Raw genomic sequence first — 26,366 nt, 5'->3', positions numbered from 1 at the left:
GCCCCTGAGGTCAGTTCTTCGCGGTGCTCTTGTCGTTGGCCAGACGGACGATGTCGGCTCCCCGCTTGAGCTGCTCGTCCCAGACGCCCAGTTGGTTCTTGGCGCTCTTGAGATAGTCGGCGGCCGACGTGCGGGCCGAGTGGTACGCGGGGGTGAACGCCATCGCGCCCATCAGACCGAACCCCGGGAAGCCGATGTCGATGTTCCGTGCGGTTTCCTCCGCGGCGCCCATGTGGTCGCCGGGGGTGTCGCCGTCGCCGCCTTTGCTGGGGCCGATCTTCTTGCCGAGCTTCTCCATGACCTCGGGGCGGGCCTTGTGCCAGCCGCCGCCGAGCTCGCTTCCGGTGAACTTGTCGTCCTTCGTGGTGCCGCCGGTGTCCTTGCCGCCTGTCTTGCCGCCTTTGCCGTCTGCCTTGCCGTCGCCCTTGTTCTGGCCGCCTCCGCCACCGCCGCCTCCGGAGGAGTCGGGAGTGGGGATGGACGGCGTGTCGCCGCCTCCGGAGCCGGGGGTCCCAGCGCCGGGGGTTCCAGCGCCGGGGGTTTCCGGGGTCGGGGTAGCCGGCAGGTCGGTGCTCGGAGTTTCGGGAGTGGGCGTTTCGGGAGTGGGGGTTTCCGGGAGGCTGGAGCTGGGGTCTTCGGCGCCGCCACCGGCCGGCGGGTCCGTCGAGGGAGTCTCGGGAACGGTCGTGTCGTCCTGGCCGCCCGGCTGGCTGGGGTCGGTCTGGCCGGGATCGGGCTGGTTCGGGTCTGTCTGGCCGGGATCGGGCTGGTTCGGGTCGGTCTGGCTCGGGTCGGTCTGGCTCGGGTCGGTCTGCGGGTCCGTGGGGTCCTGCTGGCCTTGGGGGTCGGAGCCGGCGGGGTCCTGCTGGCCGTCGGAGGTGCCGGGGTCGGTCTGCGGGTCCGAGGCGTCGCCCTGGTCACCGGTGTTCGACTGGTCGCCGGTGTCCGTGCCGTCCTGGTCGCTGGGGTTGTCCGGGTTCCCGGTGTCGTCCTGGCTCTGCGGGGCGTCCGGGTCCTCGGTCGCGTCGTCCGACGTGTCGGAGTTGTCCGGGTCACCGCTCGCGTCGGCGTCCGAGGGCTCCCACGCCGGGTCACCTTCGGCGGCCTGCGGATCGACCGAGCCGGGCTCGCCGTCGATCACGTCGTCCACCGACTCGGGCCCGAAGCTCAGCTGGTCGGACTGGATCTCGGCCACCGTCGGATCCCCCTGGCCGTCGGCCGCCCCGACCTGATCCGGCGGGATCTGGTCGTTGGCAGGTCCTACCTGGTCAGGTGGGATCGACGGATCGTCGACGGGACCCGCCTGATCCGGCCGCGGAGAATCACCCCCGCCCGCGGTAAGGACGGTCGTCGCGCCGTCGACCGAGCCGGGGGGCGCGGTGCCCACCTGAATCTCACCCGGCCCGTCCTGTGGCGGGGGAGAGCTCCAGTTGAGCAGACTGTCGATGCTCGGCCGCCCCATACTCCCGACTTCGGCCACTCTGTCGCCCTCCCAGCAATCAACACAGAAGCGGCAAAAGCGTAGCCGTGAGGCTGCTGAGCCGTACAGGTTGTGAGCTTTACGACCAGCCGCGACGTCAGGCCGATGGCCGGAGTCAGAAATCGCCAGCCCGCCCACCTGCATGTTTACCTGAAAGTCGCCCAACGGTGATCTAGCCGTTATGTTAAGTATCTGTTATTTCTGGGGCGGATGGGGGCTAGCATGCCGTTTGATGTTGTTTGCGGGGGTACGCGGGTTGACCGGACCTACGGCGCCGCCGTACAGAACCAGACCTTTTGACCTGGAGGTCCAATGGCAACACTTATGGGTACCGCGCCCACGAAGCTCATCAAGGCCGCAGGCCAGTGCGAGACCACTGCCCAGTACATCGAGGGCATGCGTCAGCGGGTGCAGACCATCAAGGGCGACCTGATGGCCGCGGGCTGGAAGGGCGGCGCCTCCCAGCAGTTCGGCAAGGCGCTCGACGCGTGGGATGTCGACTTCCAGCAAGTCATCAAGATCCTTGAGAGCATCTACGACAAGCTGAACATGGGCGCCGGCGTGTACTCCACCGCCGCGCAGCAGAACATGGACATCTCCAGCGGGCTCAACTCCGCGGGCGCCGGCGGTCGTATCGACTCGCTGATCAACGCGTCGAGCTAAGCCCCCCCCAGTACGTAGGCAGGACGGAGACACTCATGGCCGACACGTTCACCCCAGAGGACTACACCTACGCCCACTTCCCCAACATGGAAGCGGCGTACGAGCAGCTGAAGTCGATCGTCACCGAGCTGGACCGGGTGACGGACGACCTCTACAACGACGTCAGGACCACCCTCGGCACCGACTGGGAGGGTGAGGCGAAGACGTTCTTCGACGGCAAGAAGGCCCAGTGGGACGCCCTTGAGGTGGAGATGGGCAAGCAGCTGTTCGAAGCGGCCAAGGCCGTCAGCATCGCCAAGGGCAACTACGAGAACGCTGAGCGGCGCAACATCAGCATCTGGACCGACTAGAAGTCCGTTGCGGCGATCGTGCCTCCCTCGGCCGGTGCCTTGCAGCGCCGGCCGGGTTCCTTTTTCTATGGGGGATGGGGATGACCCAGAAGGACGCAATGGAGGGGCAAGACCCTCTGCACATCGATCCTGATCTGTTCGACTCGGGACCGGGGCGAGAGCATTCCCCCACCCAGATGCGAGCGATCGCCGAAGAGCTCAAGTCACACCTCGGTGGCATGACGGGACCCGGCTCGGCGGAGGGCTACACCAACGGCTCCGTGAACGGCATCCTGGACCACTGCCAGCTGTCCGAGGCGCAGATCGGCACGTGGCACGACGCCAGTGCCTTCAGCAGGACCGTCGGCGCCAACAGCGGCGGCAAGAAGTTCGCACAGGTTTATAAGGAATTCGTCGACGCCTACAAGGACGTGATCGCCGCCGTCGAGGCGAGCGCCGCCAACCATGGCGCCGGCGACAAGGCCAACGAGGGCAAGGGCTGATGGCCGAGGGCAAGGGCGGCCGGCAGGTCGTCGTCATCCTGTCGTTCGACAAGATGCCAGAGGGCGGGACGGTGAACGCATCCAAGGACGAGATCCTGACGATGCTGAACAACACCCAGCCCAGCCAGATCGAGGATGCCGGGTTCGCGTACGACAAGGCGTCGAGCGCGATCGAGTCGGCCGTCAACGCGCTGGAAGAACACGCGGGCAAGATCCTCACCGTGTGGAAGGGCCCCGACGCCAGCAAGGCGCGCCACGCGCTGCAGATGCTGCACGCCTCCGGCGGCGAGCTGTCCACCAAGCTGGAGATGATGGGCTCCGCCCTGCGCCAGTACGCGAGCTACCTCCCCGAGACGATCGCCAAGGTCGAGGGCATCTCGGCGAACAAGAGCTCCCAAGGCGACGTCCCCAGCTCCGAGATCATGGTGGACGAGGCCGCCAACGCGAAGGCCGCGAAGGCCGCCGCGGACCGCGAAGCCCAGCAGGCGATGCAGGAGCTCAACAAGAAGATCGTTGATCTCTACAACGTGCAGGTCCCGCACGACGTGTCCTACGAACTGCCCGCCGTCTCGATCCCGGGCGGTACGGGCACGTACCGCGACCCCGGATACCCGACCGGCAAGGGCATCAACGCCGGCGGGAACGGGACCGGCGGGAACGGGTCCTCGGACGGCTACGGCGGTTCTTCTTCCGGGGGTACGGGCTCCACAGGTAGCGGTACGGGCTCCGACGGTTCGCGCGGCGGCAGCACGGGCGGCTCGGGCTCCGGCGACCACAGCGGCTCCGACTCGGGCGGCAGGCCGGGCTCGGACACCGGCAACGGCCAGAACGGCAACGGTCACAACGGCAGCGACCAGAACGGTGGCGGTCACAACGGCGGCGACCAGAACGGTGGCGACCAGAGCGGTAACGGCACCGGTGACCAGAGCGGCAACACGCCGGGCGACGGCACCGGCAGCCAGGACCCCTCGCAGACCGGCGACTCCGGCAACCGGGACCAGACGGTCCCGCCGGTGCTCGGCCAGGACGACAAGACCAGCAGCGACAACCCCAAGGGCGGCCTGGACCCGAACGGGACGGAAGTGTCGTCCTACTCGCCGACCACGCCGGTCATCACCCCGACCGCCGTCACCCCGACCGGCAATCCGGTGAGCACCATCGCCCCCAATCCGGTGGGTGTCCTGTCGCCTACCGGCACGCCCAGCGTCCCCTCGGTGCTCGGCTCGCCGAACGGCGCCATGGGCGCCCCGGGCCAGGGGCTCACGGCGGCCATGCGGGGCTCGGCGAACGGCATGAACGGCATGCCGTTCATGCCGATGTCCGGTGCCGGCGCGGGCCAGGAGCAGGGGGACTTCGAGAGGATGACCTGGCTCCCCGCGGACCAGGACGACTGGAACTCCGCGCACGACGTGACCGACCCGGTCATCTGCTGACCGCGCTACAGGGAGTGGGATGGGCGACTCGAATTCCAGCCAGGCGGCTCAGCTGGCGCAGTTGCAGAACGGCGGCAAGCTTCCGTCGATGTCGTCCGGCGTCTCGTTCAAGACCAGCGCGCTCGACACCAACAGTCATTCGATAGACGAACACACTGGGGTCATCTCCCAGCTAGAGGGCAAGACGGAGAACCTTCGCGTCCAGTGGCCGCACTTCGGCGTGATCGGCATCGGCGTCAACAGCGTCCATGACAAGGCGATCGAACGGCAGGCGGCCGCGCTGGCCACGGGGCGCAAGGCGCTGCAGAGCTGGAAGACCGCGATCAAGCAGGCCGCCAAGAACTACCAGGCGGCCGACGATGCCAACGCCGACGGGGTCAAGAACATCGGCTTCGACCCGAACAGCCTCGGCGGCGGGCCCAACGGCCTCGGGAACCTCGGGAATCTCGGCAACTCCGGCCTGCCGGACACCGGCGCCGGACTGCCTGACCTGTCCGGCGGAGGCAAGCCGGGGACCGGCACCGGTCTGCCCGGAACCGACCTGCCCAAGACGGACCTGCCCTCGACGGACCTGCCGAAGACGGACCTGCCGAAGACCGATCTGCCGTCGAGCGACCTCCCTTCGACGAGCCTGCCCAACACGAACCTGCCCAACACGGACCTGCCATCGGCTCCCGTGGGCAACCAGGCCGACATGAAAGTGCCGAGCATCGACTCCGCGCTCAACGGCCAGCCGCAAATGCCCGACCAGAAGCTGCCCGGCATCGACAGCAAGCTCCCCGACGGGACGCAGCTGTCCCAGTTCGACCCCAACTCGCTGAACACCCCGCAGGTCAAGAACCCGGACCTCAGCAGCCTGTCTCCGGACCTGAACGGTTCCGCCACCAGGACCGGCCCCGGCTCGGGCGTCGGCACGGGCAGCGGCGCCGGTACGGGCACCGGGTTCGGCACGGGCATCGGCGGAGGCATGGGTGCGGGTACGGGTGCGGGTGCCGTACCGGCCGGTCTGCGAGGTGCTAACGGTACGAGCGGCATGCCCATGATGCCGATGATGCCGATGGGCGGCGCCGGGGCCGGTGGCGACAAGGAGAAGGAACGCGAGAACGCGCTGCTCGGCGAAGACGAGGGCGTCTGGGGCGGCGACGATGAGATCGCGCCTGAAGTGATCGGGCGGGATTCCAGGTGAGTTACGAGTCAGACGCGTCGCTGTACAAGCTGGCGGCGAGCACGGCGGCCGCCGCGGCGGTCGCGATCCTGCAGCCCTGGGCCTTCTACGTCGCCGCCGGCATCGGCGTGCTGGTGTCGAACCCCGGCGCGATGTCGGACGCCGCCAAAGCCTGGCAGAGCGTCGACCACGCCGGGCTGATGTCCGAGCTGGACGAGTTGGCCGACGGGCTGGACCACCTCAAGAAGCAGCTGAAGACCTCCGGCAAGTGGGATGGCGCGGCCTTCGAAACCTTCGAGGGCATCCACACGGCCTTCAAGAATGGCGTCAAGTCCCTCAAGGACACCCGTAACGACACCGGAGACGCCGTCAACTCGGCGGCCAAGGCGTACCACTACGGCGCCCTCGTGGCCATGGCGGTGGCCACCAGCATGTTCGTCATGGGCATGTGCAAGCTGGCCATGCGGGCCACCCCGTGGACCGCGATCATGGCCGAGGGGCTGTCGGCCGTGCGGGGCTCCATCACCCTGCAGGCGGTCAAGAAGCTGCTCATCAAGCAGGGCATGATCGTCGCAGGTCTCGGCGGGGTCCTCTACATGTCCGCCCAGCAGACAGAGATGACCGGGAAGCTCTTCCCCATGCTGGAGGCGTCCATCCCCACCGAGATGACCGCGATGAAGTCAGGTGGCATGCCGCCGTTCTCCGACGCCGGCATGGCCTACGACGAGAAGATGGGCGGCCTCACCGTGAAGATGGACGACTCCCTGACCGGGAAGCTGCCCGGCGGCGGCACCGCCGAGGCCTGACCCTCACTCGTCCAGCGGGATCCGCAGCACCTGGCCGGGCTTCAGCTTGCGCGGGTCGTCCCCGATGATGTCCCTGTTGGCGTTGTAGATCTCCTGCCACCGGTTCGGGTCCCCGTACACCTTCTGGGCGATGTCGTACAGCGAGCCGTTGTCGACCGGCCAATAGCCGACCTTCGCCGTGCCGACCCGCGAGGGCGGAGTCGCTTGGCCGTTGGCGACGGGCAGGTCCGACTTGGGCAGGTCGCCGTAGTCCGGGTTGGTGGCCAGGGACCGCCACACGCGGAAGGCGGAGGTGGGGATGCCACCCCAGAGCTGCTTGTGGAAGTTGCCGGGCTTCCCCGCGATCTTGGCTCCGGGCAGCTTGTGCTTGACCTGCTCGTACGCCCAGTTGCGCATCGCGACGAAACCGCCGAAGGCCATGCCGGACTCGCCGACGGCGGCGCCTGTCTTGGTCAGCGTCGCCGCCCAGCTCGCCGCCGTACCGCCCTGGAGCAGCCCCTTGCCGAAGAAACCGGACATGGGAGCGAAGGTGCCCACCAGCGTGGCGCCCGCGGTGATACGGGCCGCCTGGGTGAAGGTCAGGGGGCTGAGGTTGAAGATGCTGTGGCCGCTGATGCCCTGGCCCGCCATCTGCGTGCCGATGACTCCGCCGTACACGCTGCCGGAGGTCTTGGCGTACGTATTGAAGCTCGCCGCGCCGAACTTGTTCGCATAGGCCGAGTACTTCTTGAACTTCGCGACCGCCAGCTCCGTCTTCGTCATGGCCGTGGCGGTGCGTGTGGCGGTGCCGAGCTTGGCCACCCACTTCAGCCGGCCGACCACGGGCAGGACCCTGAGGGCGCCGGCACAGATCCTGAGGACGGACGCGAACCTGGTGAGGACCTGGACCGCCATGAGCACGATCTTCGTCGTCCGCATGTAGGCGGCCCCCGCGGCCAGCCATCCGCCCCACATGCCGGCCGCCCACCGGAGGGCGTAGAAGGCGACGTACCAGATGACCGCCGTCTCGAGCAGCTCGATGATGGCCTTCCTGGTGTGGGCGGCCGAGTCGGCGACCATCCTGAGGATGTTGGCGATCTCCGTGCAGCTCTTCATGAGAGCGACGCGGTTGTCGTGCCGGAGTACGAGGCCCCAGACCTTCCTGAAGTCGTCGGCGGCCTTGCCCTTCCACTCCTTCACGATCTTGTCGACGTAGCCGGCGTGCTGGCCATGGGCGCGCGAGTCGAGGACCTCGAACACCTTGTTCAGGTTGGTGGCGAGGTTGTCGTGCGCGGTGGCGGCGGCCTTGAGTCGTCCTTCGGTCTCATCACCGCCGATGAGCGTGGGGAGCGCGCGCCACATGGACTTGATCGTGTCGAGCAGCGGGGCGGGATTGAGCAGCGAGCCCCAGTTGATCTCGAAGTGCCAGGCCGTCCAGTCCCATTCGAGCGGGTTGATGCTGCCGTGTTGGCTCATCTGGGGCCTCCGACGTCGCTGGCCTGGTGGGCGGCCTTGTAGTTGTACGCCGAGACCTCAAGGGCCGTGGTGATGAACTCCAGGGCAGCGGCCAGGTCGCCGAGGTAGCCGTAGACCGACTCGTACCGCTTGTCCTTGTGCTCGTTCTCCGCGGTGCCGTCGACGTACGCCGCGCCCAGCTCGTCGGCGCCGGGCGCGAGGCCGAAGTCGCTCTTGTGCAGCTTCGCGGGCGCGAAGGCGATCATGGCGCTGCGGACGATCGGGGCCTGCTCGGCGCAGGTCTCCATGGCCTTCTTCAGGTCCGGCGGTATGACCTCATATCCCTCGGCCTTGTCCCCCATGAGCCCCCCACGTAGCACAAAGTACAAAATGCACCTTTGATACTAGTGTTTACAAGGATTTGCCGTCCAGGAAACCTCCTGTTTAGGAACCCGTCGGCCGGATGACCGGGGTGTCCGAGACCGGCGTCCTGGCGGCCGCCGGGTCGAGCGTCGGCCCCTCGGGGATCAGGCGCAGGAGGTGGGCGGGCAGCGGGGCCACGTCCGTGGCGTCGTAGCCCAGCTTGGTCAGCACGTCGGGCGAGGCCAGCCGGTACTTCTTCCCCTGGTCGGTGACCAGATAGAACTGCTGCACGGAGGAGAGCTGGTTCTCGCCGGGCAGCAGCCCCACCACGGCCGCCGCGCCCGGGGGCAGCAACACCTGGTCGAACCTCTCGGGGTTGCCGCTCGACCCCGGCGTCTGGATGGCGATCCGGCTCCCGACCGTGAGCGTGCCCTTCACGGACCCCTTCGCGGTGTTGGCGTAGACCATGCACAGCGGTACGGAGCCGGCGGGCACCTGGAAGCGCGGCATCGTCGCCGGCATGCCGCCGCCGGTGATCCGCTGGGCCGAGAGTTTCGCCGCGTTGGCGTTCGCCGCGTCGATCGGGATCTCCCGTACGGGCTGCTTGCCGTACGCCGCCTGGCTGGCCGGATCCTGGATCAACAGGGTGGCCTGCGTCTGGGTGATCGGCGCGATGCCGTCCGCGAGCATGACGTACCAGCGCGCGGGGGCCCCCGCGACCGCCGCGACCTTGAAGACCTGCCCGACCTTGAACGTCCTGCCACCGGGACCGTGGATGTTGCGGCCGCGCTGGGGGATCGGCGGGGCGGCGAAGTCCGACCCCTCGGCGATGGCGTTGATCCATGAGATCGGCACCCGCCGGGGCGTCTGGTCGGTGAGCCGGTCCACGTTCCGCACGGCCATGCGCTGGTTGCCCCAGAGCGCCCAGTTCTGCCGCCCGTCGCTGACGACCAGCGCGTCGTTTCCGGCGGGTTTGCCGCCGACGTCGGTCCCGCCCACCAGCGTCACGTACGACTTGCGCCCCCCGGCGGGGTCCGTCGCCTCCACCACGCAGGCGGACCAGGGCGACTTGATGAGCCGCTCGGGCTTGGGCAGCGAGTCGGGCGCGCCCGCGATGCCCACCTGCCCGCCACGCGCGAACCCGGCCAGCGACTCCGCGGACACCGTCTTGACCTTGATGGAGTCGCTGTCCAGCAGGAGCCGGGCGGAGACGTAGTTGGCCACGGGCAGCAGCCGGCCGGTCTGCTGGCTGTAGACGTAGGCGGCGCCGGTCTCCTCCTCGACGATGAGCTGACCGGCGTCCCTCAGGTTGGTCGCCCCGCCCGGCTTGAGCATGCCCCAGATGCCGAACCCCGCGACGATGAGAACGCCGACCAGGATCCCGGCGAACGTCGCCACGTTGTGCCGCCGCATCGGCGACTCAGGGAGGTCTGGCTCGCCCTGCAACAGGGCCATACCCAGGCGCTGGGTCATGAGCCGATGTGCCTGGTAGAGATCCTTGCGGGTCTGCATGCCACTCCGTTCCGGTCCGGCTTGAGGACAGCATAGGAGTATGGGACCAGCGGGGGTTATGTCCTAAATGGGGTCATGAGATCGTGATATACGAGTAAAGTCGGTGGCCAGTGGTGTTCGGGGAGGGTGCTGTGTCAGATCCCGATAAGTTGAGTCCGCCGCCGGCCCAGGGCTGGCGTCTGGAGTCGGATTGGGCAGGGCTCGATCCCGAGCGCGAAGGCGTCACGTACAGCGCCGGCAAGCTCAAGAAGCTCGCCGAGCAGCTCCAGGACGAGTTCGCCAAGTTCGTCGGGGACAAGCCCGGATCCGTCAACGACCTCGACATGAAGGCCAATCTCGTCGGCATGAAGATGGCCGTCGAGCAGATCAAGCGATGGGAAGGCGGCCAGACCTTCGTCGCCACGGTCCAGAACGGCCACAAGGAATTCACCGAGGCTTACCGCGAGGTCGCCGAGAAGACGCGGATCGCCATCGAGCTGATCAACGCGGGCGCGGGCAACTACGAGCGCGTCGACGTCGCCAACGTCGGCACGAAGGAGGTGTAGGAGCCCCCCATGGCCGAGGACAAGAAGCTCAAGGTCCAGAAGAAGACGCACATGATCAAGACGTCGTGCCCGCCTCTTGAGGTGGACGACGACGGCAGGAGCGTCGCCGAGGTCAAGAACTTCGTCAAGTCCCTGGACCCGACGGCCGTCAAGCAGGCGGGCAACGCCTACCTCGACGCCTGCTCGACCCTCGCCGGCGCTCAGAAGGTCATCGAGCAGATCAACGTCGAGATGGCCAAGTGCTGGGGCGGCAAGGCGTCGGTCGAGGCGCAGGAGGCCCTCCGGGTGTTGCACGCGACGGTCCGCGAGCTGTCGGACAAGCTCAACTGGATGGGCCGCCCGCTGCAGTCGCTCGGTGAGAGGCTCGTCGAGCACCAGGAGTTCATGGACAAGTCGGGCTTGGCCTGGAGCGACAACACCTTCACTTTCGACGACTCCAGCCCCGGCTGGTATCGCACCATGGACAAAGGCGTCGAGTGGGGCTCCCAGGACGAACTCGCCGGCCAGCACCTGCGCCTCCTGAACGACGACCTCACCCTGACCTACCAGCAACTGCCGGACTCCTTCCACAAAGAGGTCCCGGACATCAAGGACCCGGCCGGCGTACCCCCTCCCGTCACGCCCCTGAACACGGACTTCTCCAACCCCGGGGGCCCCGGCGGACCGGGCGGGCCGGGAAACGGCTACAACGGCTACAACGACACCGGCGGCTACAACGGCACGGGTGACAACGGCGGCCTGGGCGACAACGGCCGCGGCATCGGCTCCGATGGCTCGAACCGGAACGGCGTCGACACCCCCACCACGCCCAAGTTCCCGAACGACACGCAGACCCCCGACCCGACCGGCAACGGCACCACGGACCCGACGAAGGGCGCCACGGTCCCCGGGGCAACGGACCCGACAAAGGGTGCGACGGACCCCACGGGCGGCATCACGGACCCCACCAAGGGCCTGACGGACCCGACGAAGGGCATGACCGACCCCACGTCCGGCCTGACCGACCCCACCAAGGGCCTGTCCGCCCCCACCTCCACCAAACTGGAGGACTTCCAGCCCCCCTCGGACTGGAACCCCACCCACACCCCCACCTCCACCCCGAACTCCAACCCCACGATCACCAGCCCCAACGCCAACTTCCCGAGCTCCCCGAACTCCTCCTCCCCTTCGTCGGGCCCCCTCACGAGCGCCGGGGGCAGCGGCGGCATGGCCTCGGCCCTGCCGACCACCCAGGCCGGCCTCAAGGCAGGCACCGGGAACGGGATGGGCATGCCGTTCATGCCGATGGGCGGCGCGGGCGGGGGGACCGAGGAGCGGACCAATGAGGGCGGCACCTGGTTGACCGAGGACGACGACGTGTGGGGCGGCGAGACTGACGGCGTAGTCAGCGACCGCATCGGCTGACCCCCACAAAGGGCTCGCCATCGGCGCTTCGCGCTCCTGGAAGCTCGGCGCTCTCCCCGGAGCCTTCGGCTCCTCCCCTGCGAGGGCAAGCCCTCGCGCTCCCTCGCTTCGCCACGGTCAAGCCATGGAAGCCAGCGGCGGGCTCTCAGCCGGGCGTCTGGAACGTCCGGTCCTAGCCCACGGCGCCGCAGTTCAACGAGACCCCCGTTCCCATCTCGCAAGAGACGGGCACGGGACGCTGAGCCACACATCGGTGCACCGCAGCTGTCCGTCCTCACCAGATGCGCGCATCCATGAGTCGGCCTAGGAAACGGGCGAGGAGTTCATCGCGAGCGGTCACGCGGATTCTGCGGTAGATCGCCTTGAGGTGGTGGTTGACGGTATGGGCGACGCCCAGGGTGGCACCTGGTTGCCCGAGGACGCCGGACGTGTGGGGCGGCGAAACCGACGACGTCGCCAGCGCCTGGACCGGTTGGCAAGTTCGGTGGCGAGGCGACGAGAGCGGCGTCGCCAGCGCCGGGGCCGGTTGACGAGTTCGGTGGCGAGGCGACGGAGGGCGGCGTCGTCAGCGACCGGAGCGGCTGACGGCTTCGCGGGCGGCCGGGGCACTCGTACGCAGCACCAGCCTCTTGTCCAGTACGGCGGACAACCCCACGGTCCCGAGCGCGGCGATCCCAAGCCCGGCCCCGATCCAGGCCACCACCGGGTACCCGAACCCCGCCCCGATCGCCAGCCCGCCCACCCACGGCCCCACGGTGATCCCGACGTTGAACGCCGAGAAGTTGGTGGCAGCGGCCAGCGTCGGAGCATCCTTGCCCACGGTGAACACCCGCGTGTTCAGGGCCGGATTCGTGGAAAACCCGAACGCCCCCAGCAGGAAGATCAGCCCGATGGCCACCCCAGGCATCCCGGCGAAAACTCCCCAACCAGCCGAGATGACAACAACTCCCGCTATGCCCACGTACAGCGTCGTAAAAGGCCGCGCGTCAGCATGACGTCCACCCAGGCCGATGCCGATCAGCGACCCCACCCCGTACAACCCCAGCACCACAGGAATCCACCCCGCCGCCAGCCCGGTCGTGTCGACGAGCATCGCACCGAGATAGCTGAACGTGACCAGCACCGCGCCGGTCGTCAGCGCCGTGGTCCCGTACGAGAGCCAGAGCCGGGAGTTGAGCATGTTCCGCAGCTCCTGCCCCAGGTGTGGCACGCTCCCCGGCTCGGGCCGCCCGCCGGGAATGGTGGCCGCCACTCCGACCGCCGCCAGGCCCGACAGCACCGTGACCGCCCAGAACGCCGCCCGCCACCCGAACTGCTGCCCGATGACCGTCCCCGCGGGAAGCCCCACGATGGTGGCCACGGTAAGCCCTCCCGCCACGATGCTCATGGCCTTGCCCCGCGCTCCCTCCGGAACGAGCCCCACGGCGGTCACCGCCGCCACCGCCCAGAAGCCCGCGTACACGAACGCCCCCACCACCCGGGTCCCGAACAGCACTCCGTAGCTCGGCGTCACCGCCCCTACGACATGCGTCAGGGCAAAGATCGCCAGAAACGTCAGCAGCGCCGTACGACGCGGCCACCGCAGGGTCACCACGGCCAGCACCGGCGACCCCACCAGCATCCCGAGCGCGAACCCGGAGATCAACAACCCCGCATGGGGAACGGACACCCCCAGGTCAGCCGCCATTTCGGGCAACAGTCCGGCGAGCAAGAGCTCGGAAGTGCCCTGGGCGAATATCGCCAGCCCCAGGATGTACACGGCCAACGGCATGGGAACTCCTCGTAGTTTTAGATCGAACAGTGCAAAATCAAGAAACGCGAACGACGCGTGCTCGTCTGGGGCGGTGAACCACCTGTCCGGCGTGCTCATGCGCAGCCGCGCCAGCCTTTTGCGCGGGGCGCGTCGGCTGCTTGCGTGGAGCCGCCCCAGGCCACTCGCGTGGGGCTGGGCCAGGCCGCTCGCGTGGGGCTGGGCCAGGCCGCTCGCCTCGGGTTGCTCGCGCGCAGCTGCGTCAGGCGGCGTCAGAGAAGCGCGTCGAGCGTGGTCTTCGCGACCGACTCCAACGCCTCTCGATCCGAACCCCCGCGCGCCATCACCCGCATGCCACTGATCGCCGCGACCACGAAATGCGCCAGCGCGGCCGGATCCCTATCGGCCTCCAACTCGCCTCGGCTCTGTCCGAGCTCAAATGCCGCCCGGAGCGCCCCCAGCCGCCGCTCACCGTCCCGCCGAAGCTGTTCGGCCACCTCCGGATCTCGCGGCGCCAACTCCACCAGCGAGTTGACCACGAGACACCCGACCGGATCCCCGGTCTCAACATCGACGGCCTGCCACAACAGAGCCCGCACCTTCTCCCGAACTGGAAGCTCCCCTTCGAGCAGCTCCATCAGCGAGGCGGTCTTGCTGTCCATGTAGCGCCGCAGGGCCTTGTCGAACAGATCATGCTTGCTCTTGAACGTGTTGTAGATGCTGCTCCGCCCCAGCCCGGTGGCCTCACACAGGTCCTGGGTCGAGGTCCCTTCGTAGCCGGCGCTCCAGAATGCCCGCATGGCCGCCTCGATCGCCCGCTCCTCTTCAAACTCCCTCGGTCGCGCCATACCGCGACGGTAGCACGTTTTGGACAGATCAGTGCAATATGCCCTCCGCTCTGGCCTCGGTGGGGGTGAAGGCCACCCGTGCCTCCAGATAGGGCGTGAAAGGCGGCCGTGCAGCCAGGTAGGGCGTGAAGGCGGCCGTGCACCGAAGTGGGGGGCGAAGGAGGCGCGCGTGCACCCATACACCTACGTCCCGGGGTGAAGGGCACCCTGACACCGAGGTGCCTGACGTTCAGCCGGAGGTCTGGTCCGCCCGGTTCTACGGCGGACCGGTGTCCGAGATGGCCGCTTGGATGGGAGTCGTGTTGCCCATGGTGATCAGCAGGCCGCGTCCCGGGGGCCCTCCGACGGCGCCGCGTGGTAGGCGGACCGTGAACAGGTCGCCGTCAGCCGGGCTCTGCACCGACAGGAGTACGCCGGTGCGCGATTTTCGGGTTTCGGCGACGAAGCCGCGATAGGCCGTCGCCAGGTCGCCTGTCGCACCCGCGATGATGAGGCCGTGGTCGCCGTCCCGGCCTGATCGGAGGACCTCTTCCAGGACCGTCCCGAGGGGTGAGTCCGGGTTGATCAGCTCGGCGTCGTCCACGATCACCACGTAGCGGTCGCGGTCGGCGAGCAGCTCCTGCAGTCCCGCTCCGTCTCCGCCGAGGATGGCGAGGGCGCCCTCCAGCGTACGTAGCGGGCTACGACGAGGAGCGATGGCGATGACCGGCGTGCCGTACGAGATGAGCGACCTGGCGGCCGTCACCAGCACCGAGGAGCGACCGGAGCGGGCCGGTCCGGCGACGACGGCGCCGGGGCCGTAGGCGAGGAGGTCCAGGCCCATCGGAGCCAGGGCGTCGCCGCCTGCGCCGATCAATGCCCACAGGGGCGAGGGGTGGGGGAAGTTCGGCTCCAGGTCCATGGCCTGGCCGGCGGTGATGCGCATGGGAAGTGCGTCGACGCGCAGTGGCGGCTCTCCCTCCCAGAGCCACGCGCCGCGTCCCAGCCGAGTCGACCGGCCCCTTCCGCCCACGCCCTCTGGCAGGCCGCCCCGGAAGTCACCACCTGACGCGCCGCCTGAGATGTTGCCGCTTGAGATGCCCCCTGAGATGCCGCTTGAGGTGCCGTCCGCGTCGCTGGTTGAAGCGCCCGCGCTGCCCGCGGCACCGCCTGACATGCTGCTCGGAACGCCGTCCGGAACGCCGTCCGGGAGGTCGCCGTATGGTGAGGCCGCGCTGCCCGAGATCCCTCTCGACGTGCCGCCTGATGGGCCGTCCGGGGCGCCCACCAGGGCTTCACGGTGGTTTGTCGCAGAGGTCGCAGAGGTGGTCGCAGTGGGCTGGGGGATGGCTCTCGCGGGTGTCGCGGTGGATGCGTACGTCGGGACGCTGCGGAGCGGGGCCGCGGCGCGGGCGAGAGACTGGAGGGCGGCCACCTGGGCGGGGCCCGACGGGTCGTGGGTCAGGAGGGCGATCTGGCTCTCGATGATGCCGTGTTCGCCGATCGAGAGGGCGCGGCCGGCGGGCATCGACGCGGGCAGGCCCTTCATCGGCAGGCCGGCCAGCCCGTAGTCGGCCGGGTCCGCCAGGCGGAGGAGGAGGCGGTCGTCGAAGACCGTGGAGACCTGGCCGAGCAGGCACGAACGGTCGCCCGTCACCACCGCCCGCAGCCCCACCGCCGGACCCTCTCTGAGGAGTTGCAGGAGCGACTCCGTGAGGCGGCCGTAGTCGTAGCCCTCGAAGGCCGCCACATAGCCCTCCCAGCGGTCGACCATGAGCACCAGCCAGGGGAGGCGGTGGCCCGCCTGGCGGTATTCGGCCAGTGAGGCGTGTCCGGCCTCGGCGAGCAGTTGCTGGCGACGGCCCACCTCGGCGCGGAGGCGGGACAGCAGGCGTTCGACGCGGTCGAGTTGGTCGCGGGTGACGACAGCGCCACAGTGCGGCATGGCCATCAGCGGGAGCAGCGCGCCCGATCCGCAGTCGATGGCGTGCAGGTGGACGTCGGCCGGGGAGGCCTGTGCGGCGATGGCGCCCGCGATCGTCCGTAGCGCGGTGGATCTGCCGCTGCGGGCGGCTCCCGCGATCAGCAGGTGGCCGCCCTGGGCCAGGTCCAGCGCGAGCGGGCGCCGGTCCTGCGCCCAGGGTCGATCGATCATCCCGAAGGCCAGCGGACCGACTTCGGCGAATGTCCCTGATCCGGAACGCGGCCCAGCCGACAAGGCAGTGGTGACCTCGTCGAGGGTCACGGCCGAGGGCAGCGGCTCCAGCCAAGGGCTCGGTTGCTCCGGTACGCCGGTCAGGCGCGCGGCCTCGATGAGGGCGTCGGCGAGGATGGTGAGGTCGGTGATCGTCGACCCCTCCGGCGGCTCCGGCAGTGGCGGCAGCGCCCGGCCCAAGGACCGCCAGTCCACGTCGACCACCCGCAGCTGACCGCCCGCACCCGCCAAGCGGCCAGGGCTGAGCATCGCGCCTGGGCCGAGTGTCGCGCCCGCGCCCGTCGGGTCGGCTCTGAGTGACGCGCTCGCCACCGGGCTCCTGCCGCCCACCCGCGCCGTCTGTACGGCCGCCGCGGCCCCCACCCCCGACTTCACGTAGCACCGGCCAGGCGTCGACTTGGAGATGTGCGCCGCGTCCGGCAGGTCGATGACGTCGGAGGACTCGGCGGGCTCCGTGACCCGGAGCGCGATCCGCAGCGAGGTGTTAGCCTGGATGTCGGCCGTGACCACGCCCGCCGGCCGCTGGGTGGCCAGGATCAGGTGGATGCCGAGCGAACGGCCCCTGCGGGCGATGTCGACCAGGCCGTTGACGAAGTCGGGCAGCTCGGCCACCAGGGCCGCGAACTCGTCGATGATCAGCACGAGCCTGGGCAGCGGCTCGCCGGTGTAGTCGTCGATGTCCTTGGCGCCCGCGGCCAGCAGCAGGCGTTCGCGGCGCCGGATCTCGGCGGCCAGGGAGTCGAGGGCCCGCTGCGTCAGGTGGCCGTCGAGGTCGCTGACCATGCCGACCGTGTGCGGCAGCCGTACACATTCCTTGAACGCGGCCCCGCCCTTGTAGTCGACCAGCACGAACGTCAGCTGGTCCGGCCGGTTGGCCACCGCCAGCGAGCAGATGAGCGTCTGCAGCAGCTCCGACTTGCCCGCGCCCGTGGTGCCGGCGATCAGGCCGTGCGGACCGTCCACCCTCAGGTCGACGGAGAACGGGCCGTCGGGGCCGATACCGATGACCGCCTTCGTGGAGCCGTGGCCGTGCCAGCGGGTGGCGAGGTCGTGACCGGAGGGGGCGGGCAGGCTCAGGAGGTCGAGGAGGCGGACCGCCTCGGGGAGGTGGCCGGCCGGGTCGTCCCTGCTCACGTCACGGATCGGGCCGAGCGCCCTGGCCACGCGGTCGCACCACGACGGTGAGACCAGGTCGGCCAGCACCGGGCCGATGACCTCCAGACCGCCGCCGAGGAGGCGCACCTGACCGTCCGCGGCGCACGCGGCGACGGTGGCGCACTCCTCGGGGAGCAGGCGCTGGTCGTCGTCGATGGCGAGGGTGAAGACGCCCGACCGGGGGCCCTGGCGCAGGATCTGCGGCATGCCGGGCAGGCCGCGCAGGACCTGGGCGCCGTCGAGCACGACGAGGACGTCGTAGGGGCGTACGTCGTAGGAGGTCAGAGCCGGTGTCTCAGGCCCGCCCAGGTCGTCCCAGCCGGTGGGGATCTTGCCGAGCTCGGGGATGGCGGTGTTCTGGCGTTCGTCGATGAGGGCGGCCAGCTCGGCGACGCGGTGGGCGGCGGATTCCGGGTCGGTGCCGACCAGGGCCACGCAGTCCTCGCCGCCGCGCGGGGCGCAGTGCGGCAGCCAGCGGACCCAGCCCCAGCGGCGCTCGCCGTCGGCGTGCGCGGACAGGACCACGATGGCCAGGTCGCGGGGGCTGTGCAGGGTCGCGGCCTGGCCGATCAGCCAGCCGGTCAGGCCGGTCGCGGTGTCGCGCGGGCCGGTGACACCCGCCACGCCGAGCCGGCGCATGGCCAGAGCCACCGGCACGGACCGGCAGATCGGCGGGGGGATCGCGCCGCCCTTCTCCTCGGACAGCTCCAGGTTGGCCGGGAGGTCGGCCAGCCCGACCCTGAGCCGCAGCGCGTCGGGATCATGGATGCGGCGCTCCCACAGCCGCCTGCGCGGGCCGGTAGCGGTGAGCAGCACCTGGGCCGGGTCGGGCGCGTCGGATCGGCGGATCAGCTCGTCCTCGGCCCTGGCCTGCTCGACCGCCAGCTCGTACGCCTCCAGGCGCTCTTTGTATTTCTTGGCGGCCTTCCTGTGCTGCTTCTTGCCGTGCCGGCGGTCACTCCACCACTGCCCGATCATGATGAGGGGGGTCATCAGGGCGATGAGCAAGTAGTAGGGCTGACGCATGACATAGGCCAGCGTGAGGCCCATAACCGCGGGCAGGAGCGCCGCCAGCAGCTGCAGGCGCATCCCCTCGGCGCGGGTGGGCTCCAGGGGTCGTTCGAAGGTGCGCTCGGGCTCCGGCCTGCGCAGCCGCGGCGGCCGGTTGTAGGCGACGCCGCCCTCCGGGAGAGGCGCCAGGTGCGCGTCCTGCGGCTCGATCGCGGTCAGCGTGAACACCGAGGAACCGCAGGTCAGCAGCGTGTGCTCGGCCCAGTCGACGGCTTCGGTGAGTGGCCGGGCGGCCAGCTCGGGGGGCTCGTAGTGGACGGGCTCCGCCTCGGCCGCCTCGCGCTCGGCGACCCGGGCGGTGAGCTCGGCGACCTCGTCGGCCCACCGGCCCTTGAGCTTGAGGCGCTGCGTCTGCTGGGGCGCCCGGTGCCGGGCCGGCTCGACCGTGATCGCGTCGGGGGTGACGCGCAGGATGGCGGCCTCGGGGGCGAGGGACGGGTCGGCGACGGTCATCGCGCACATCGGGTCGGATCCGATGGCATGCACGCCCAGGCCCAGCCGGTGAACGGCGCCCGCCGCCGGGCCGCCCACCACCCGCACCTCGGCCACGCCGCCGGGCTCCTCGATGAGGGTGGCGCGGGCGAGGTGGGCGTCGAGGGTGACCTTGTCGCCGTCGCGCAGCACCGCCCCGGCCAGGGCGCGCGGGTCGAGCGGCCGCCCGTTGCGCCAGAGCACGGCGCCCGCCCGGCCGAACCCATCGCCCGACCTGCCAAGCCCGTCGCCCCGATCCCGGATGGACGCGCCGCCGACGTCACGCCGATCAGGATCGCGGGCGCCCGGGACGTCAGGGGGGTGGGGGGCGTCGAACCGGCCGGACTCGGACGATCCGCCGGGCCGGGTGTGCCGCGCCGAGAGGCGGGCGCCGGGGTCGGGAGCCGACATGCCGTAGGGGGCGCGTGCCCTGGGCAGGCGGACGACCTCGGCCAGCGGTGCCTGACCGCTGAGGGCTTCACTCACCCTTGCCACCGTGGCGCCGTTGTCACCCTCGATCACAACGTCACGATCGCCTTGCTCGCCGAGCACGGTGAGCATGATCCGCATGTGCCGTCTCCTCGATCGGGCCTGGGCGCAAAGGTAACGCCAGAACAAAGGGTAGGTCCGGCGGTTGTCGGCAATGGCATGGATGGGCCGACCTGTGGATAACCGCGGACGGCAATTACGGCCTGTGGAAAGTAGTCGATTTGGATGCCCATTTAGGGCTCGGTGGCCATCACATGTTAAGCGAGGGGATGGTGTGAAAAAAGAGGCGCGGGGGATCGCCCCACGTCAGCAACGCCAAGTTCGCGAAATAACCCCGCTCTGTCTCGACATCGCCGCGCTTATCCCGAAAAACCACCCAGGTCAACTCACTGTAAACAATAGGCATTGATTATTTCTTGTTGACATCGCGCCACCTGCGAAACGAGCATGGTTCCTCGCATTCCAGCCCCGCCCCCACCGGCGGGTGCACATAATGGCGTGAATTCGACAATTCACAATGGGAGCCCCCCACCCATGAGGACCAGTGAAAAGCCTGCCGTCAACACGGCGGGGTTGTCCGGCCCTGCTTCGCGCAAGCTCCCCGTGCCACCCCGCGAACGCAAACCCGCCCTGGCCGCTCTCGCCGTGCTCCTGATCCTCGGCGGCGCGCTCGCCACGACGCTGCTCGTGCTGCGCAGCGGCGACCGCGTTTCCGCGATCAGGGTCACCCAGCAGATCGGCGCCGGGCAGCAGTTCACCCCGGCGGCGCTCGAAGAGGTGCAGATCGCCAACACCGGTCTCGACTACGTCTCCTGGTCACAGAGGTTCGAAGTCGTGAAGAGCTTCGCGGCCGTCACGATCGTGCCCGGCACCCTGCTGACCCACAACATGGGCGTCAAAGCCAGCAGCGAGCTGGTGCCCGGCAAAGCCAAGGTGGGCCTCTCCCTGAAACCTGGGCAGTTCCCAGCGGGCCTGGACAGAAGCCATCGAGTCCAGGTCGTGTACGTCCCCGGCCGCACCGACCAGGCGGAAAGCCGCGTACTCGCACAGAGCGCTCTCGTCGAGAGCGTCAGCGACGGCGGCCGGGCCGGCGGATCCATCCTGATCACCGTGATCGTCGACGCACCGGCGGCGAAGACCATCGTCCAATACGCCTCCAGCGGTGAGATCGCCGTGGCCGACCTGCCCGGAGTAAGTTGACGTGGCGCTGATCGTACTGGCCGCCGACAAGGGCGCGCCTGGTGTGACCACTGCCGCGACGGCCCTCGCGGCGGTGTGGCCGCGTCCCGTACTCCTCGCCGAATGCGACCCCGCGGGCGGCGATCTCGCCTACCGGCTGCCCGCCGCCGACGGCGGCGTGCTCAACCCGGGCAAGGGCCTGCTCACGCTGGCCGCGACCGCCCGGCGCGGCCTGGAGCCCGCGCAGATCCACCAGCACACCCAGAAGATCGTCGGCGGCCTGGACGTGCTGGCCGGGCTCACCCACGGCGAGCAGGCGGCCGGGCTGACCTGGCTGTGGGGTCCGCTGGGCAGGGCGCTGGCCGCCATCCCCGACGCCGACGTGATCGCCGACTGCGGCCGGCTCGGCGGCCATCCGCAGCTCGGCGACCTGATGGCGCAGGCCGAGCAGGTCGTGCTGCTCACCAGGGCCACCCTCGACCATGTCGCCCACCTGCGCGAGCGCCTGTCCATCACCAAGGCCCACGGCGTGGCCGTGATCGCCGACCCGCGCAACTACCGCTCCTCGATCGACGACGTACGCAGGATCGTCGGTCCGAGCGTCAAGTTCGTCCACGGCCTCGCGCACGACCCCAAGGGCGCTGAGCTGCTGCGCGGCCAGTGGGGCGGGCGCCTCGACCGCTGCCTGCTCATCCGGACGGCACGCGATCTCGCGGGACGATTGGTGAGCAACCTATGAATTTCGGTATGGCATTCAACCTCGCGAGAGGTCCGCTACGTACAACCCGGAGTACGACACGCGTCCTCGCGAGAGTGAGCAGCCCGTGATCGATCACTCCCTGGTCAAGCGCTTCCGCCAAGAAGTCGGCGACCGCCTGGCCCACCAGCGCCGCCTCGACCAGGTCAACGGCCTGGTCTCGATGACCGGCGAAGACGAGCGCCAGTTCGCCAGAGCGCTGATCTCCCAGGTCCTGGAGGAGCACGCGCGCAGCGAGATCGGCCTGGGCCGCACTCCGCCCACGGTCGAGGAGGAGGAGGCGCTGGCGGCCGGGATCCACGCCGCGCTGTTCGGGGTGGGCCGCCTCCAGCCGCTGCTCGACGACACCGAGGTCGAGAACATCGACATCAACGGCTGCGACCGCGTCTTCGTCAGCTACGCCGATGGCCAGGAGCTCATGCAGGAGCCGGTCGCCGAGTCCGACGACGAGCTCATCGAGCTGATCCAGATCCTGGCGGCCTACTCGGGGCTGTCGAGCAGGCCGTTCGACACCGCCAATCCGCAGCTCGACCTGCGGCTGCCCGACGGATCGCGGCTGAGCGCCGTCATGGACGTCACGCTGAGGCCGGCCGTATCGATCCGCCGGGCCCGTCTGGGCAAGGTGTTCATGTCGGACCTCGTGGGCAACGGCACGCTGAGCCCGGAGGTGGGCAGGTTCCTCAGCGCGGTGGTCGGCGCCCGCAAGAACATCATGATCGCCGGCTCCACGAACGCCGGTAAGACCACCCTACTCAGGGCCCTGGCCAACGAGATCGCGCCGCACGAGCGCCTGATCACCGTCGAACGCGCCCTGGAGCTCGGCCTCGACCAGTTCCCTGAGCTCCACCCCAACGTCGTCGCCTTCGAACAGCGCCTGCCCAACTCCGAGGGTCAGGGCGAGATCAGCATGGCCGAGCTGGTCCGGAGGTCGCTCCGGATGAACCCCAGCCGGGTGATCGTCGGCGAGGTGCTCGGCGACGAGATCGTCACGATGCTCAACGCGATGACCCAGGGCAACGACGGCTCCCTGTCCACCATCCACGCGAACTCCAGCATGGAGGTGTTCAACCGCATCTCCACCTACGCTCTGCAGGCCCGCGAGCGGCTGCCGATCGACGCCACCCACATGCTCATCGCGGGCGCGATCGACTTCGTGGTCTTCGTCGAGAAGCGCAACGACTACAGCCGCGGCGGCACGTTGCGGCGCTACGTCTCCAGCATCCGCGAGGTCAACGGCTGCGACGGCCGCGTCCTGTCGAGCGAGGTGTTCATCCCGGGCCCCGACGGCACCGCCCTGCCCCACGCCCCCGTCTCCTGCCTGGAGGAGCTCGCCGCCCACGGATACAACCCCGGAGGCTGGCTGTGATCGACCTCGATCCCCTCGCCCTGCTCGCCGGCGCGCTCGTCGGCGGCGGCCTGTTCCTGTTCATCCTCTCCCTGTACGGCATGCGCGTCCGCCCCGCCCGCCCCAAGCGCGAGCTGGTCAAGACGCTCACCACCCGCACCGCGATCGCCGCGGTGGCCGCCACCCTGGTGCTGGTCGTGACCCAGTGGGCGGTCGCGGCGGTGGGCACGGTGCTGCTGGTGTTCGCCTGGCGCGGCCTGTCGGGCGGCGCCGCCGAGGAACGAGCCGCGATGCGCCGCCTCGAAGGGCTGGCCGCCTGGACGGAGTCGCTGCGCGACACGATCGCCGGCGCGGCCGGGCTCGAACAGGCCATCCCGTCGTCGATCAGGGCCGCCGCGCCCACGCTCAAACCGCACCTGCGCGCCCTGGTCGACCGCCTCCACACCCGCATGGCGCTGCCGGAGGCGCTCGCGCTCTTCGCCGACGAGCTCGACGACCCCTCGGCCGACCTGGTGGTGGCCGCGCTGATACTCAACTCCAAGCTGCGCGGTCCCGGCCTGCGCGACGTGCTCGGGGCGCTGGCCGTGTCCGCCCGCGAGGAGCTCGACATGCGCCGCCGCGTCGAGGCCGAACGCCGGGCCACCAGGCGCAGCGTCCAGATCGTGGTGATCACCGCGCTGGTCTTCGCCGGGCTGCTCGTCGTCTTCAACCCCTCGTACGTCAGCGAATACCACGGCCTCCTCGGCCAGGCCGTGCTGGCGGTCGTGGCGGGGCTGTTCGGCGCCGGATTCGCCTGGATGCGGCGGCTGGCCCGGTTCGACAAGCCCACCCGCCTGCTCGTAGGGGGCGGCAATGGATAGAGGGGGCCGTCATGGTTGAGGGTGTGCTGGCCGGCTGCGTGCTGGGGCTCGGTCTGTTCCTGCTGATCAGGGCGCTGTTCCCGGCCCGTCCAGGGCTCGTGTCGCGGCTGCTGGCGATCGAGGCCGTCCGCGAGGACGCCGACGCGCCGCGCATCCAGCTCGCCCTGCCCGACGAGGAGGTCTCCGCCTTCCGCCGCGGCGTGGGCGTCCGGCTGGCCCGCCTCTACCAGGCGCGGGGGTGGGAGGTCCGGTCGGTCAAGGCCGACCTGGCGCTGGTCGGGCGGTCGTTCGAGGGCTACCTGGCCACGAAGGCGCTGCTCGCGTCGGCCGGGCTGCTGGCGTTCCCGGTGCTGCTCGGCTGGCTGGCGCTGATGGGGTGGGGCACGTCCCTGACCATCCCGTTCTGGTCGGCCGTACTCGTGTCGCTGGTCTTCTTCTTCCTGCCCGACGTTCAGGTACGACGCGACGCGGCGGCGAAGAGGCGCGACTTCCGGCACGTCGTCGGCGCCTTCCTCGACCTGGTCTCGATGAACCTCGCGGGCGGGCGCGGCGTGCCCGAGGCGCTGATGATGGCGGTCTCGGTCAGCGGTGACGAGCCCAACTGGGCGATGTCGCGCATCCGCGAGGCGCTGGCCGGCGCCAGGATCGTCGGCATCACCCCATGGCAGGCGCTCGGCCAGCTCGGCGAGGAGATCAACGTCGATGAGCTGCGCGACCTGTCCGCCGCGCTCGGCCTGGTCGCCGACGACGGCGCCAAGGTCCGCGCCTCCCTGACCGCGAGGGCCGCCACGCTGCGCCGCCGCGAGCTGGCCGAGATCGAGGGTCGCGCCGGTGAGCGTTCCCAGTCGATGCTCGTCGCCCAGCTGCTGCTCTGCGCGGGCTTCGTGATCTTTCTCAGTTATCCCGCCGCTATGAAGATGTTGGGGTCCTAATGAACCATCCCTGGGTCATCTACCTGCAGGCATACCTCGGCGTACGTATCCAGCGCGCCCGCACCGCCCCCAGCCGGGGCGCCTCGGCGGTCGAGTGGGTGATCATCTCGGCGATCATCGCCGGCGTCGCCCTCGGCCTGGCCACGCTGATCAAGCAGCTGGTCGAGGGGAAGCAGAGCGAACTCCAAACCAGCTTCGGCCAGACCGGCGGGCGCACGTGACAGGTGCCCGGCGCCCGCGCGGGCACCCTCGGCGACCGGGCCGGCCGGCGACCGGGCCGGGCCGCCGAACAGGGGGGCGCGGACGGCGCGACCGCGGCGCCTCGGTGATCGAGCTCGCTCTGCTGATGCCGGTCATCCTGGCGGTCGTGCTGCTCATCGTGCAGGTGGCGCTCTGGTTCCACGGCCGTCAGGTGGCCGAGGCGGCCGCCAAGGAAGGCGCCAGGGTGGCCAGGTCGGCCCCCTTCGACTCGGGCGACTGGGAGGGCGCGGCCTCCACCAAGGCCACCGACATCGTCCGGGCCATCGGCCCCCGCCTGCTCTCGAACGCCGCGGTCACGACCGCGGAGAAGGATCCCGACGAGCGCTTCGTCACCGTGACCGGCAGCGCCGTACAGGTCATCCCGCTCCTTCCGGAGCTCACGTTCACGATCACGGCCACCTCGGGCGGCCCCATCGAGTGCTTCCGCCCGGACGACGGGGGTGACGACTGCGGATGAGCCAGAACCGACTGCGGGTGAGCCGGAACCGGTGGCGTGAGCGCGGCTCGATGGCCGTGGAGACGGTCATGCTGGCGCCCGTCTTCCTGCTGTTCCTGATGTTCCTGGCGGGGGCGGGCCGGCTGGTCGAGGCGCAGGGCGAGGTCAACGGCGCGGCGCGGGACGCGGCTCGGGCCGCCTCGGTGCGGCGGTCGTTCGGTGACGCGGGCGACGCGGCCGACCGGAGCGTCAAGGCCGCGCTCGACGGGCGGTGCCAGAGCCCGGCGGTGTCCCTCGCCGGCTCCAAGTGGGAGGAGGGGGGCCAGGTGCAGGCGGAGGTCACCTGCGAGCTGGACCTGGGCTTCCTGGGCTTCTCCGGCACCAAGCGGATGACCGGCACCTCGGTGGTGCCCCTGGAGCAGTTCAGGAGGACCGAATGAGCCGCGGTGCCTCTGGAGCGATGCAAGAGGACCGAGCGAGCCGCCGCGACCGCGTCACCCGCCGCGACCGCGTGAGCCGCCCCGACCGCGTGAACCGCCCCGACCGCGTGCGCCGTCGCGATCGCGGGTCGATGTCGGTCTTCACCGTGCTGTTCTCCGTGGCGGTGTTCCTGCTGGCGGGGCTGCTCGTCGACGGCGGCGGGGCGATCAACGCGCGGCTGCGGGCCGCCGACGTCGCCGAGCAGGCCGCGCGGGCGGGCGCCGACCAGATCGACGCCGACCACCTCCACGAGACGGGCGAGATCCGGCTGCTCGGCGACGGCCAGGTGTGCGACCGGGCCGACGAGGTGATCTCGGCGGCGGGCAGCGCCGACGTGACCAGGGGCACCTGCACCGTCGCGCAGGGACAGGACGGCGTGACCGTCTCCGTGAAGGTGCGCTGGACGGCCTTCTTCCTGCAGGCCATCGGCTTCCCCGGCACCGAGATGGAGGGCGAGGCCACGGCCGGGCCGCAGGCCAGGTGAGCCAGACCGATTCCGCT

24 protein-coding genes are annotated in these 26,366 nt (G+C 69.9%); 17 read left to right on the top strand and 7 right to left on the bottom strand.

From position 1 onward, the window contains the following. Nucleotides 1-10 precede the first annotated feature (10 nt). Nucleotides 11-1,462, bottom strand: coding sequence for a hypothetical protein (locus LDL49_RS23935; RefSeq protein ID WP_225293533.1), 1,452 nt, complete (start codon nt 1,460-1,462; stop codon nt 11-13). 330 nt (nt 1,463-1,792) lie between these two features. Here LDL49_RS23935 and LDL49_RS23930 point away from each other — a divergent pair, with 330 nt between their 5' ends. The 6 genes from LDL49_RS23930 (at nt 1,793) to LDL49_RS23905 (ending at nt 6,379) form a co-directional block, all read left to right on the top strand. Then, a complete protein-coding gene (locus LDL49_RS23930) occupies nt 1,793-2,143 on the top strand; it encodes a WXG100 family type VII secretion target (RefSeq protein ID WP_225293532.1) in 351 nt (116 codons plus the stop codon). A 35-nt stretch (nt 2,144-2,178) separates the two neighbouring features. Next, nucleotides 2,179-2,493, top strand: coding sequence for a WXG100 family type VII secretion target (locus LDL49_RS23925; RefSeq protein ID WP_225293530.1), 315 nt, complete (start codon nt 2,179-2,181; stop codon nt 2,491-2,493). A 176-nt stretch (nt 2,494-2,669) separates the two neighbouring features. After that, a complete protein-coding gene (locus LDL49_RS23920; protein ID WP_225293528.1) occupies nt 2,670-2,975 on the top strand; it encodes a hypothetical protein in 306 nt (101 codons plus the stop codon). Beyond that, nucleotides 2,975-4,408: a WXG100 family type VII secretion target gene (locus tag LDL49_RS23915; protein ID WP_225293527.1), complete on the top strand. Its 1,434-nt coding sequence runs from the start codon at nt 2,975-2,977 to the stop codon at nt 4,406-4,408. The genes LDL49_RS23920 and LDL49_RS23915 overlap by 1 nt, the downstream gene beginning before the upstream one ends. 19 nt (nt 4,409-4,427) lie before the next feature. Continuing rightward, the gene (locus LDL49_RS23910; protein ID WP_225293524.1) at nt 4,428-5,594 is read left to right on the top strand and encodes a type VII secretion target; all 1,167 of its coding nucleotides are present in this window, start codon (nt 4,428-4,430) and stop codon (nt 5,592-5,594) included. Next, a complete protein-coding gene (locus LDL49_RS23905; RefSeq protein ID WP_225293522.1) occupies nt 5,591-6,379 on the top strand; it encodes a WXG100 family type VII secretion target in 789 nt (262 codons plus the stop codon). The genes LDL49_RS23910 and LDL49_RS23905 overlap by 4 nt, the downstream gene beginning before the upstream one ends. A gap of 3 nt (nt 6,380-6,382) precedes the next feature. On the opposite strand, the gene LDL49_RS23900 is transcribed toward LDL49_RS23905, so the two are convergent. From LDL49_RS23900 to eccB, 3 genes are all read right to left on the bottom strand, one after another. After that, on the bottom strand, nt 6,383-7,834 hold the full coding sequence (locus LDL49_RS23900) for a LysM peptidoglycan-binding domain-containing protein (RefSeq protein WP_225293520.1): 1,452 nt from the start codon (nt 7,832-7,834) through the stop codon (nt 6,383-6,385). After that, nucleotides 7,831-8,175: a hypothetical protein gene (locus LDL49_RS23895; RefSeq protein WP_225293517.1), complete on the bottom strand. Its 345-nt coding sequence runs from the start codon at nt 8,173-8,175 to the stop codon at nt 7,831-7,833. The genes LDL49_RS23900 and LDL49_RS23895 overlap by 4 nt, the downstream gene beginning before the upstream one ends. An 82-nt stretch (nt 8,176-8,257) precedes the next feature. Beyond that, on the bottom strand, nt 8,258-9,688 hold the full coding sequence (gene eccB, locus LDL49_RS23890; RefSeq protein ID WP_225293514.1) for a type VII secretion protein EccB: 1,431 nt from the start codon (nt 9,686-9,688) through the stop codon (nt 8,258-8,260). A 131-nt stretch (nt 9,689-9,819) separates the two neighbouring features. Here eccB and LDL49_RS23885 point away from each other — a divergent pair, with 131 nt between their 5' ends. Continuing rightward, nucleotides 9,820-10,233 carry a hypothetical protein gene (locus LDL49_RS23885; protein ID WP_225293512.1) on the top strand — a complete coding sequence of 138 codons (414 nt, stop codon included), beginning with the start codon at nt 9,820-9,822 and terminating at the stop codon, nt 10,231-10,233. Between the two features lie 9 nt (nt 10,234-10,242). Continuing rightward, nucleotides 10,243-11,637, top strand: a complete 1,395-nt coding sequence (locus LDL49_RS23880; RefSeq protein ID WP_225293510.1) for a WXG100 family type VII secretion target — start codon at nt 10,243-10,245, stop codon at nt 11,635-11,637. Between the two features lie 565 nt (nt 11,638-12,202). Here the strand turns inward: LDL49_RS23880 and LDL49_RS23875 are convergent. The 3 genes from LDL49_RS23875 to LDL49_RS23865 all read right to left on the bottom strand — a co-directional run bounded on the left by LDL49_RS23875 (nt 12,203) and on the right by LDL49_RS23865 (nt 19,696). Further along, nucleotides 12,203-13,408, bottom strand: a complete 1,206-nt coding sequence (locus LDL49_RS23875; protein WP_225293508.1) for a Cmx/CmrA family chloramphenicol efflux MFS transporter — start codon at nt 13,406-13,408, stop codon at nt 12,203-12,205. 251 nt (nt 13,409-13,659) lie between these two features. Continuing rightward, nucleotides 13,660-14,235 (bottom strand): TetR/AcrR family transcriptional regulator, encoded by a 576-nt coding sequence (locus tag LDL49_RS23870; protein WP_225293506.1) that lies wholly within the window; start codon nt 14,233-14,235, stop codon nt 13,660-13,662. A 256-nt stretch (nt 14,236-14,491) separates the two neighbouring features. Further along, nucleotides 14,492-19,696 (bottom strand): FtsK/SpoIIIE domain-containing protein, encoded by a 5,205-nt coding sequence (locus LDL49_RS23865; RefSeq protein WP_225293504.1) that lies wholly within the window; start codon nt 19,694-19,696, stop codon nt 14,492-14,494. A gap of 453 nt (nt 19,697-20,149) precedes the next feature. Between LDL49_RS23865 and LDL49_RS23860 the strand changes: the two genes are divergently transcribed. The 9 genes from LDL49_RS23860 (at nt 20,150) to LDL49_RS23820 (ending at nt 26,349) form a co-directional block, all read left to right on the top strand. Further along, nucleotides 20,150-20,815: a hypothetical protein gene (locus LDL49_RS23860; RefSeq protein ID WP_225293502.1), complete on the top strand. Its 666-nt coding sequence runs from the start codon at nt 20,150-20,152 to the stop codon at nt 20,813-20,815. Between the two features lies 1 nt (nt 20,816). Beyond that, nucleotides 20,817-21,533, top strand: a complete 717-nt coding sequence (locus LDL49_RS23855; RefSeq protein ID WP_225293500.1) for a CpaE/TadZ family protein — start codon at nt 20,817-20,819, stop codon at nt 21,531-21,533. 85 nt (nt 21,534-21,618) lie between these two features. Further along, nucleotides 21,619-22,917: a TadA family conjugal transfer-associated ATPase gene (locus LDL49_RS23850; protein ID WP_225293498.1), complete on the top strand. Its 1,299-nt coding sequence runs from the start codon at nt 21,619-21,621 to the stop codon at nt 22,915-22,917. Next, nucleotides 22,914-23,756, top strand: coding sequence for a type II secretion system F family protein (locus LDL49_RS23845; protein WP_225293496.1), 843 nt, complete (start codon nt 22,914-22,916; stop codon nt 23,754-23,756). Before LDL49_RS23850 ends, LDL49_RS23845 begins: the two co-directional genes overlap by 4 nt. A gap of 11 nt (nt 23,757-23,767) precedes the next feature. After that, the gene (locus LDL49_RS23840; protein ID WP_225293494.1) at nt 23,768-24,688 is read left to right on the top strand and encodes a type II secretion system F family protein; all 921 of its coding nucleotides are present in this window, start codon (nt 23,768-23,770) and stop codon (nt 24,686-24,688) included. After that, a complete protein-coding gene (locus LDL49_RS23835; protein WP_225293492.1) occupies nt 24,688-24,909 on the top strand; it encodes a hypothetical protein in 222 nt (73 codons plus the stop codon). Before LDL49_RS23840 ends, LDL49_RS23835 begins: the two co-directional genes overlap by 1 nt. Before the next feature lie 104 nt (nt 24,910-25,013). After that, on the top strand, nt 25,014-25,406 hold the full coding sequence (locus LDL49_RS23830) for a TadE family protein (RefSeq protein ID WP_225293490.1): 393 nt from the start codon (nt 25,014-25,016) through the stop codon (nt 25,404-25,406). After that, a complete protein-coding gene (locus LDL49_RS23825; protein ID WP_225293488.1) occupies nt 25,403-25,825 on the top strand; it encodes a TadE family protein in 423 nt (140 codons plus the stop codon). Before LDL49_RS23830 ends, LDL49_RS23825 begins: the two co-directional genes overlap by 4 nt. A gap of 20 nt (nt 25,826-25,845) precedes the next feature. After that, nucleotides 25,846-26,349 carry a Tad domain-containing protein gene (locus tag LDL49_RS23820; protein ID WP_225293486.1) on the top strand — a complete coding sequence of 168 codons (504 nt, stop codon included), beginning with the start codon at nt 25,846-25,848 and terminating at the stop codon, nt 26,347-26,349. The last annotated feature ends 17 nt before the right edge of the window (nt 26,350-26,366 follow it).

The sequence above is a fragment of the Nonomuraea aurantiaca genome, assembly GCF_020215705.1.
Taxonomy (GTDB): Bacteria; Actinomycetota; Actinomycetes; order Streptosporangiales; family Streptosporangiaceae; genus Nonomuraea; species Nonomuraea aurantiaca.
The sequence above is the reverse complement of the archived record's forward strand: the minus strand, read 5'-3'. Positions and strand labels throughout refer to the sequence as shown.

Excerpts from the sequence above, each read along its gene's own strand:
- LDL49_RS23935 (WP_225293533.1), bottom strand. The coding sequence starts at position 1,462 with ATGGGGCGGCCGAGCATCGACAGTCTGCTCAACTGGAGCTCTCCCCCG.
- LDL49_RS23930 (WP_225293532.1), top strand. The coding sequence starts at position 1,793 with ATGGCAACACTTATGGGTACCGCGCCCACGAAGCTCATCAAGGCCGCA.
- LDL49_RS23925 (WP_225293530.1), top strand. The coding sequence starts at position 2,179 with ATGGCCGACACGTTCACCCCAGAGGACTACACCTACGCCCACTTCCCC.
- LDL49_RS23920 (WP_225293528.1), top strand. The coding sequence starts at position 2,670 with ATGCGAGCGATCGCCGAAGAGCTCAAGTCACACCTCGGTGGCATGACG.
- LDL49_RS23915 (WP_225293527.1), top strand. The coding sequence starts at position 2,975 with ATGGCCGAGGGCAAGGGCGGCCGGCAGGTCGTCGTCATCCTGTCGTTC.
- LDL49_RS23910 (WP_225293524.1), top strand. The coding sequence starts at position 4,428 with ATGGGCGACTCGAATTCCAGCCAGGCGGCTCAGCTGGCGCAGTTGCAG.
- LDL49_RS23900 (WP_225293520.1), bottom strand. The coding sequence starts at position 7,834 with ATGAGCCAACACGGCAGCATCAACCCGCTCGAATGGGACTGGACGGCC.
- LDL49_RS23895 (WP_225293517.1), bottom strand. The coding sequence starts at position 8,175 with ATGGGGGACAAGGCCGAGGGATATGAGGTCATACCGCCGGACCTGAAG.
- eccB (WP_225293514.1), bottom strand. The coding sequence starts at position 9,688 with ATGCAGACCCGCAAGGATCTCTACCAGGCACATCGGCTCATGACCCAG.
- LDL49_RS23880 (WP_225293510.1), top strand. The coding sequence starts at position 10,243 with ATGGCCGAGGACAAGAAGCTCAAGGTCCAGAAGAAGACGCACATGATC.
- LDL49_RS23875 (WP_225293508.1), bottom strand. The coding sequence starts at position 13,408 with ATGCCGTTGGCCGTGTACATCCTGGGGCTGGCGATATTCGCCCAGGGC.
- LDL49_RS23870 (WP_225293506.1), bottom strand. The coding sequence starts at position 14,235 with ATGGCGCGACCGAGGGAGTTTGAAGAGGAGCGGGCGATCGAGGCGGCC.
- LDL49_RS23865 (WP_225293504.1), bottom strand. The coding sequence starts at position 19,696 with ATGCGGATCATGCTCACCGTGCTCGGCGAGCAAGGCGATCGTGACGTT.
- LDL49_RS23860 (WP_225293502.1), top strand. The coding sequence starts at position 20,150 with ATGAGGACCAGTGAAAAGCCTGCCGTCAACACGGCGGGGTTGTCCGGC.
- LDL49_RS23840 (WP_225293494.1), top strand. The coding sequence starts at position 23,768 with ATGGTTGAGGGTGTGCTGGCCGGCTGCGTGCTGGGGCTCGGTCTGTTC.
- LDL49_RS23835 (WP_225293492.1), top strand. The coding sequence starts at position 24,688 with ATGAACCATCCCTGGGTCATCTACCTGCAGGCATACCTCGGCGTACGT.
- LDL49_RS23825 (WP_225293488.1), top strand. The coding sequence starts at position 25,403 with ATGAGCCAGAACCGACTGCGGGTGAGCCGGAACCGGTGGCGTGAGCGC.
- LDL49_RS23820 (WP_225293486.1), top strand. The coding sequence starts at position 25,846 with ATGCAAGAGGACCGAGCGAGCCGCCGCGACCGCGTCACCCGCCGCGAC.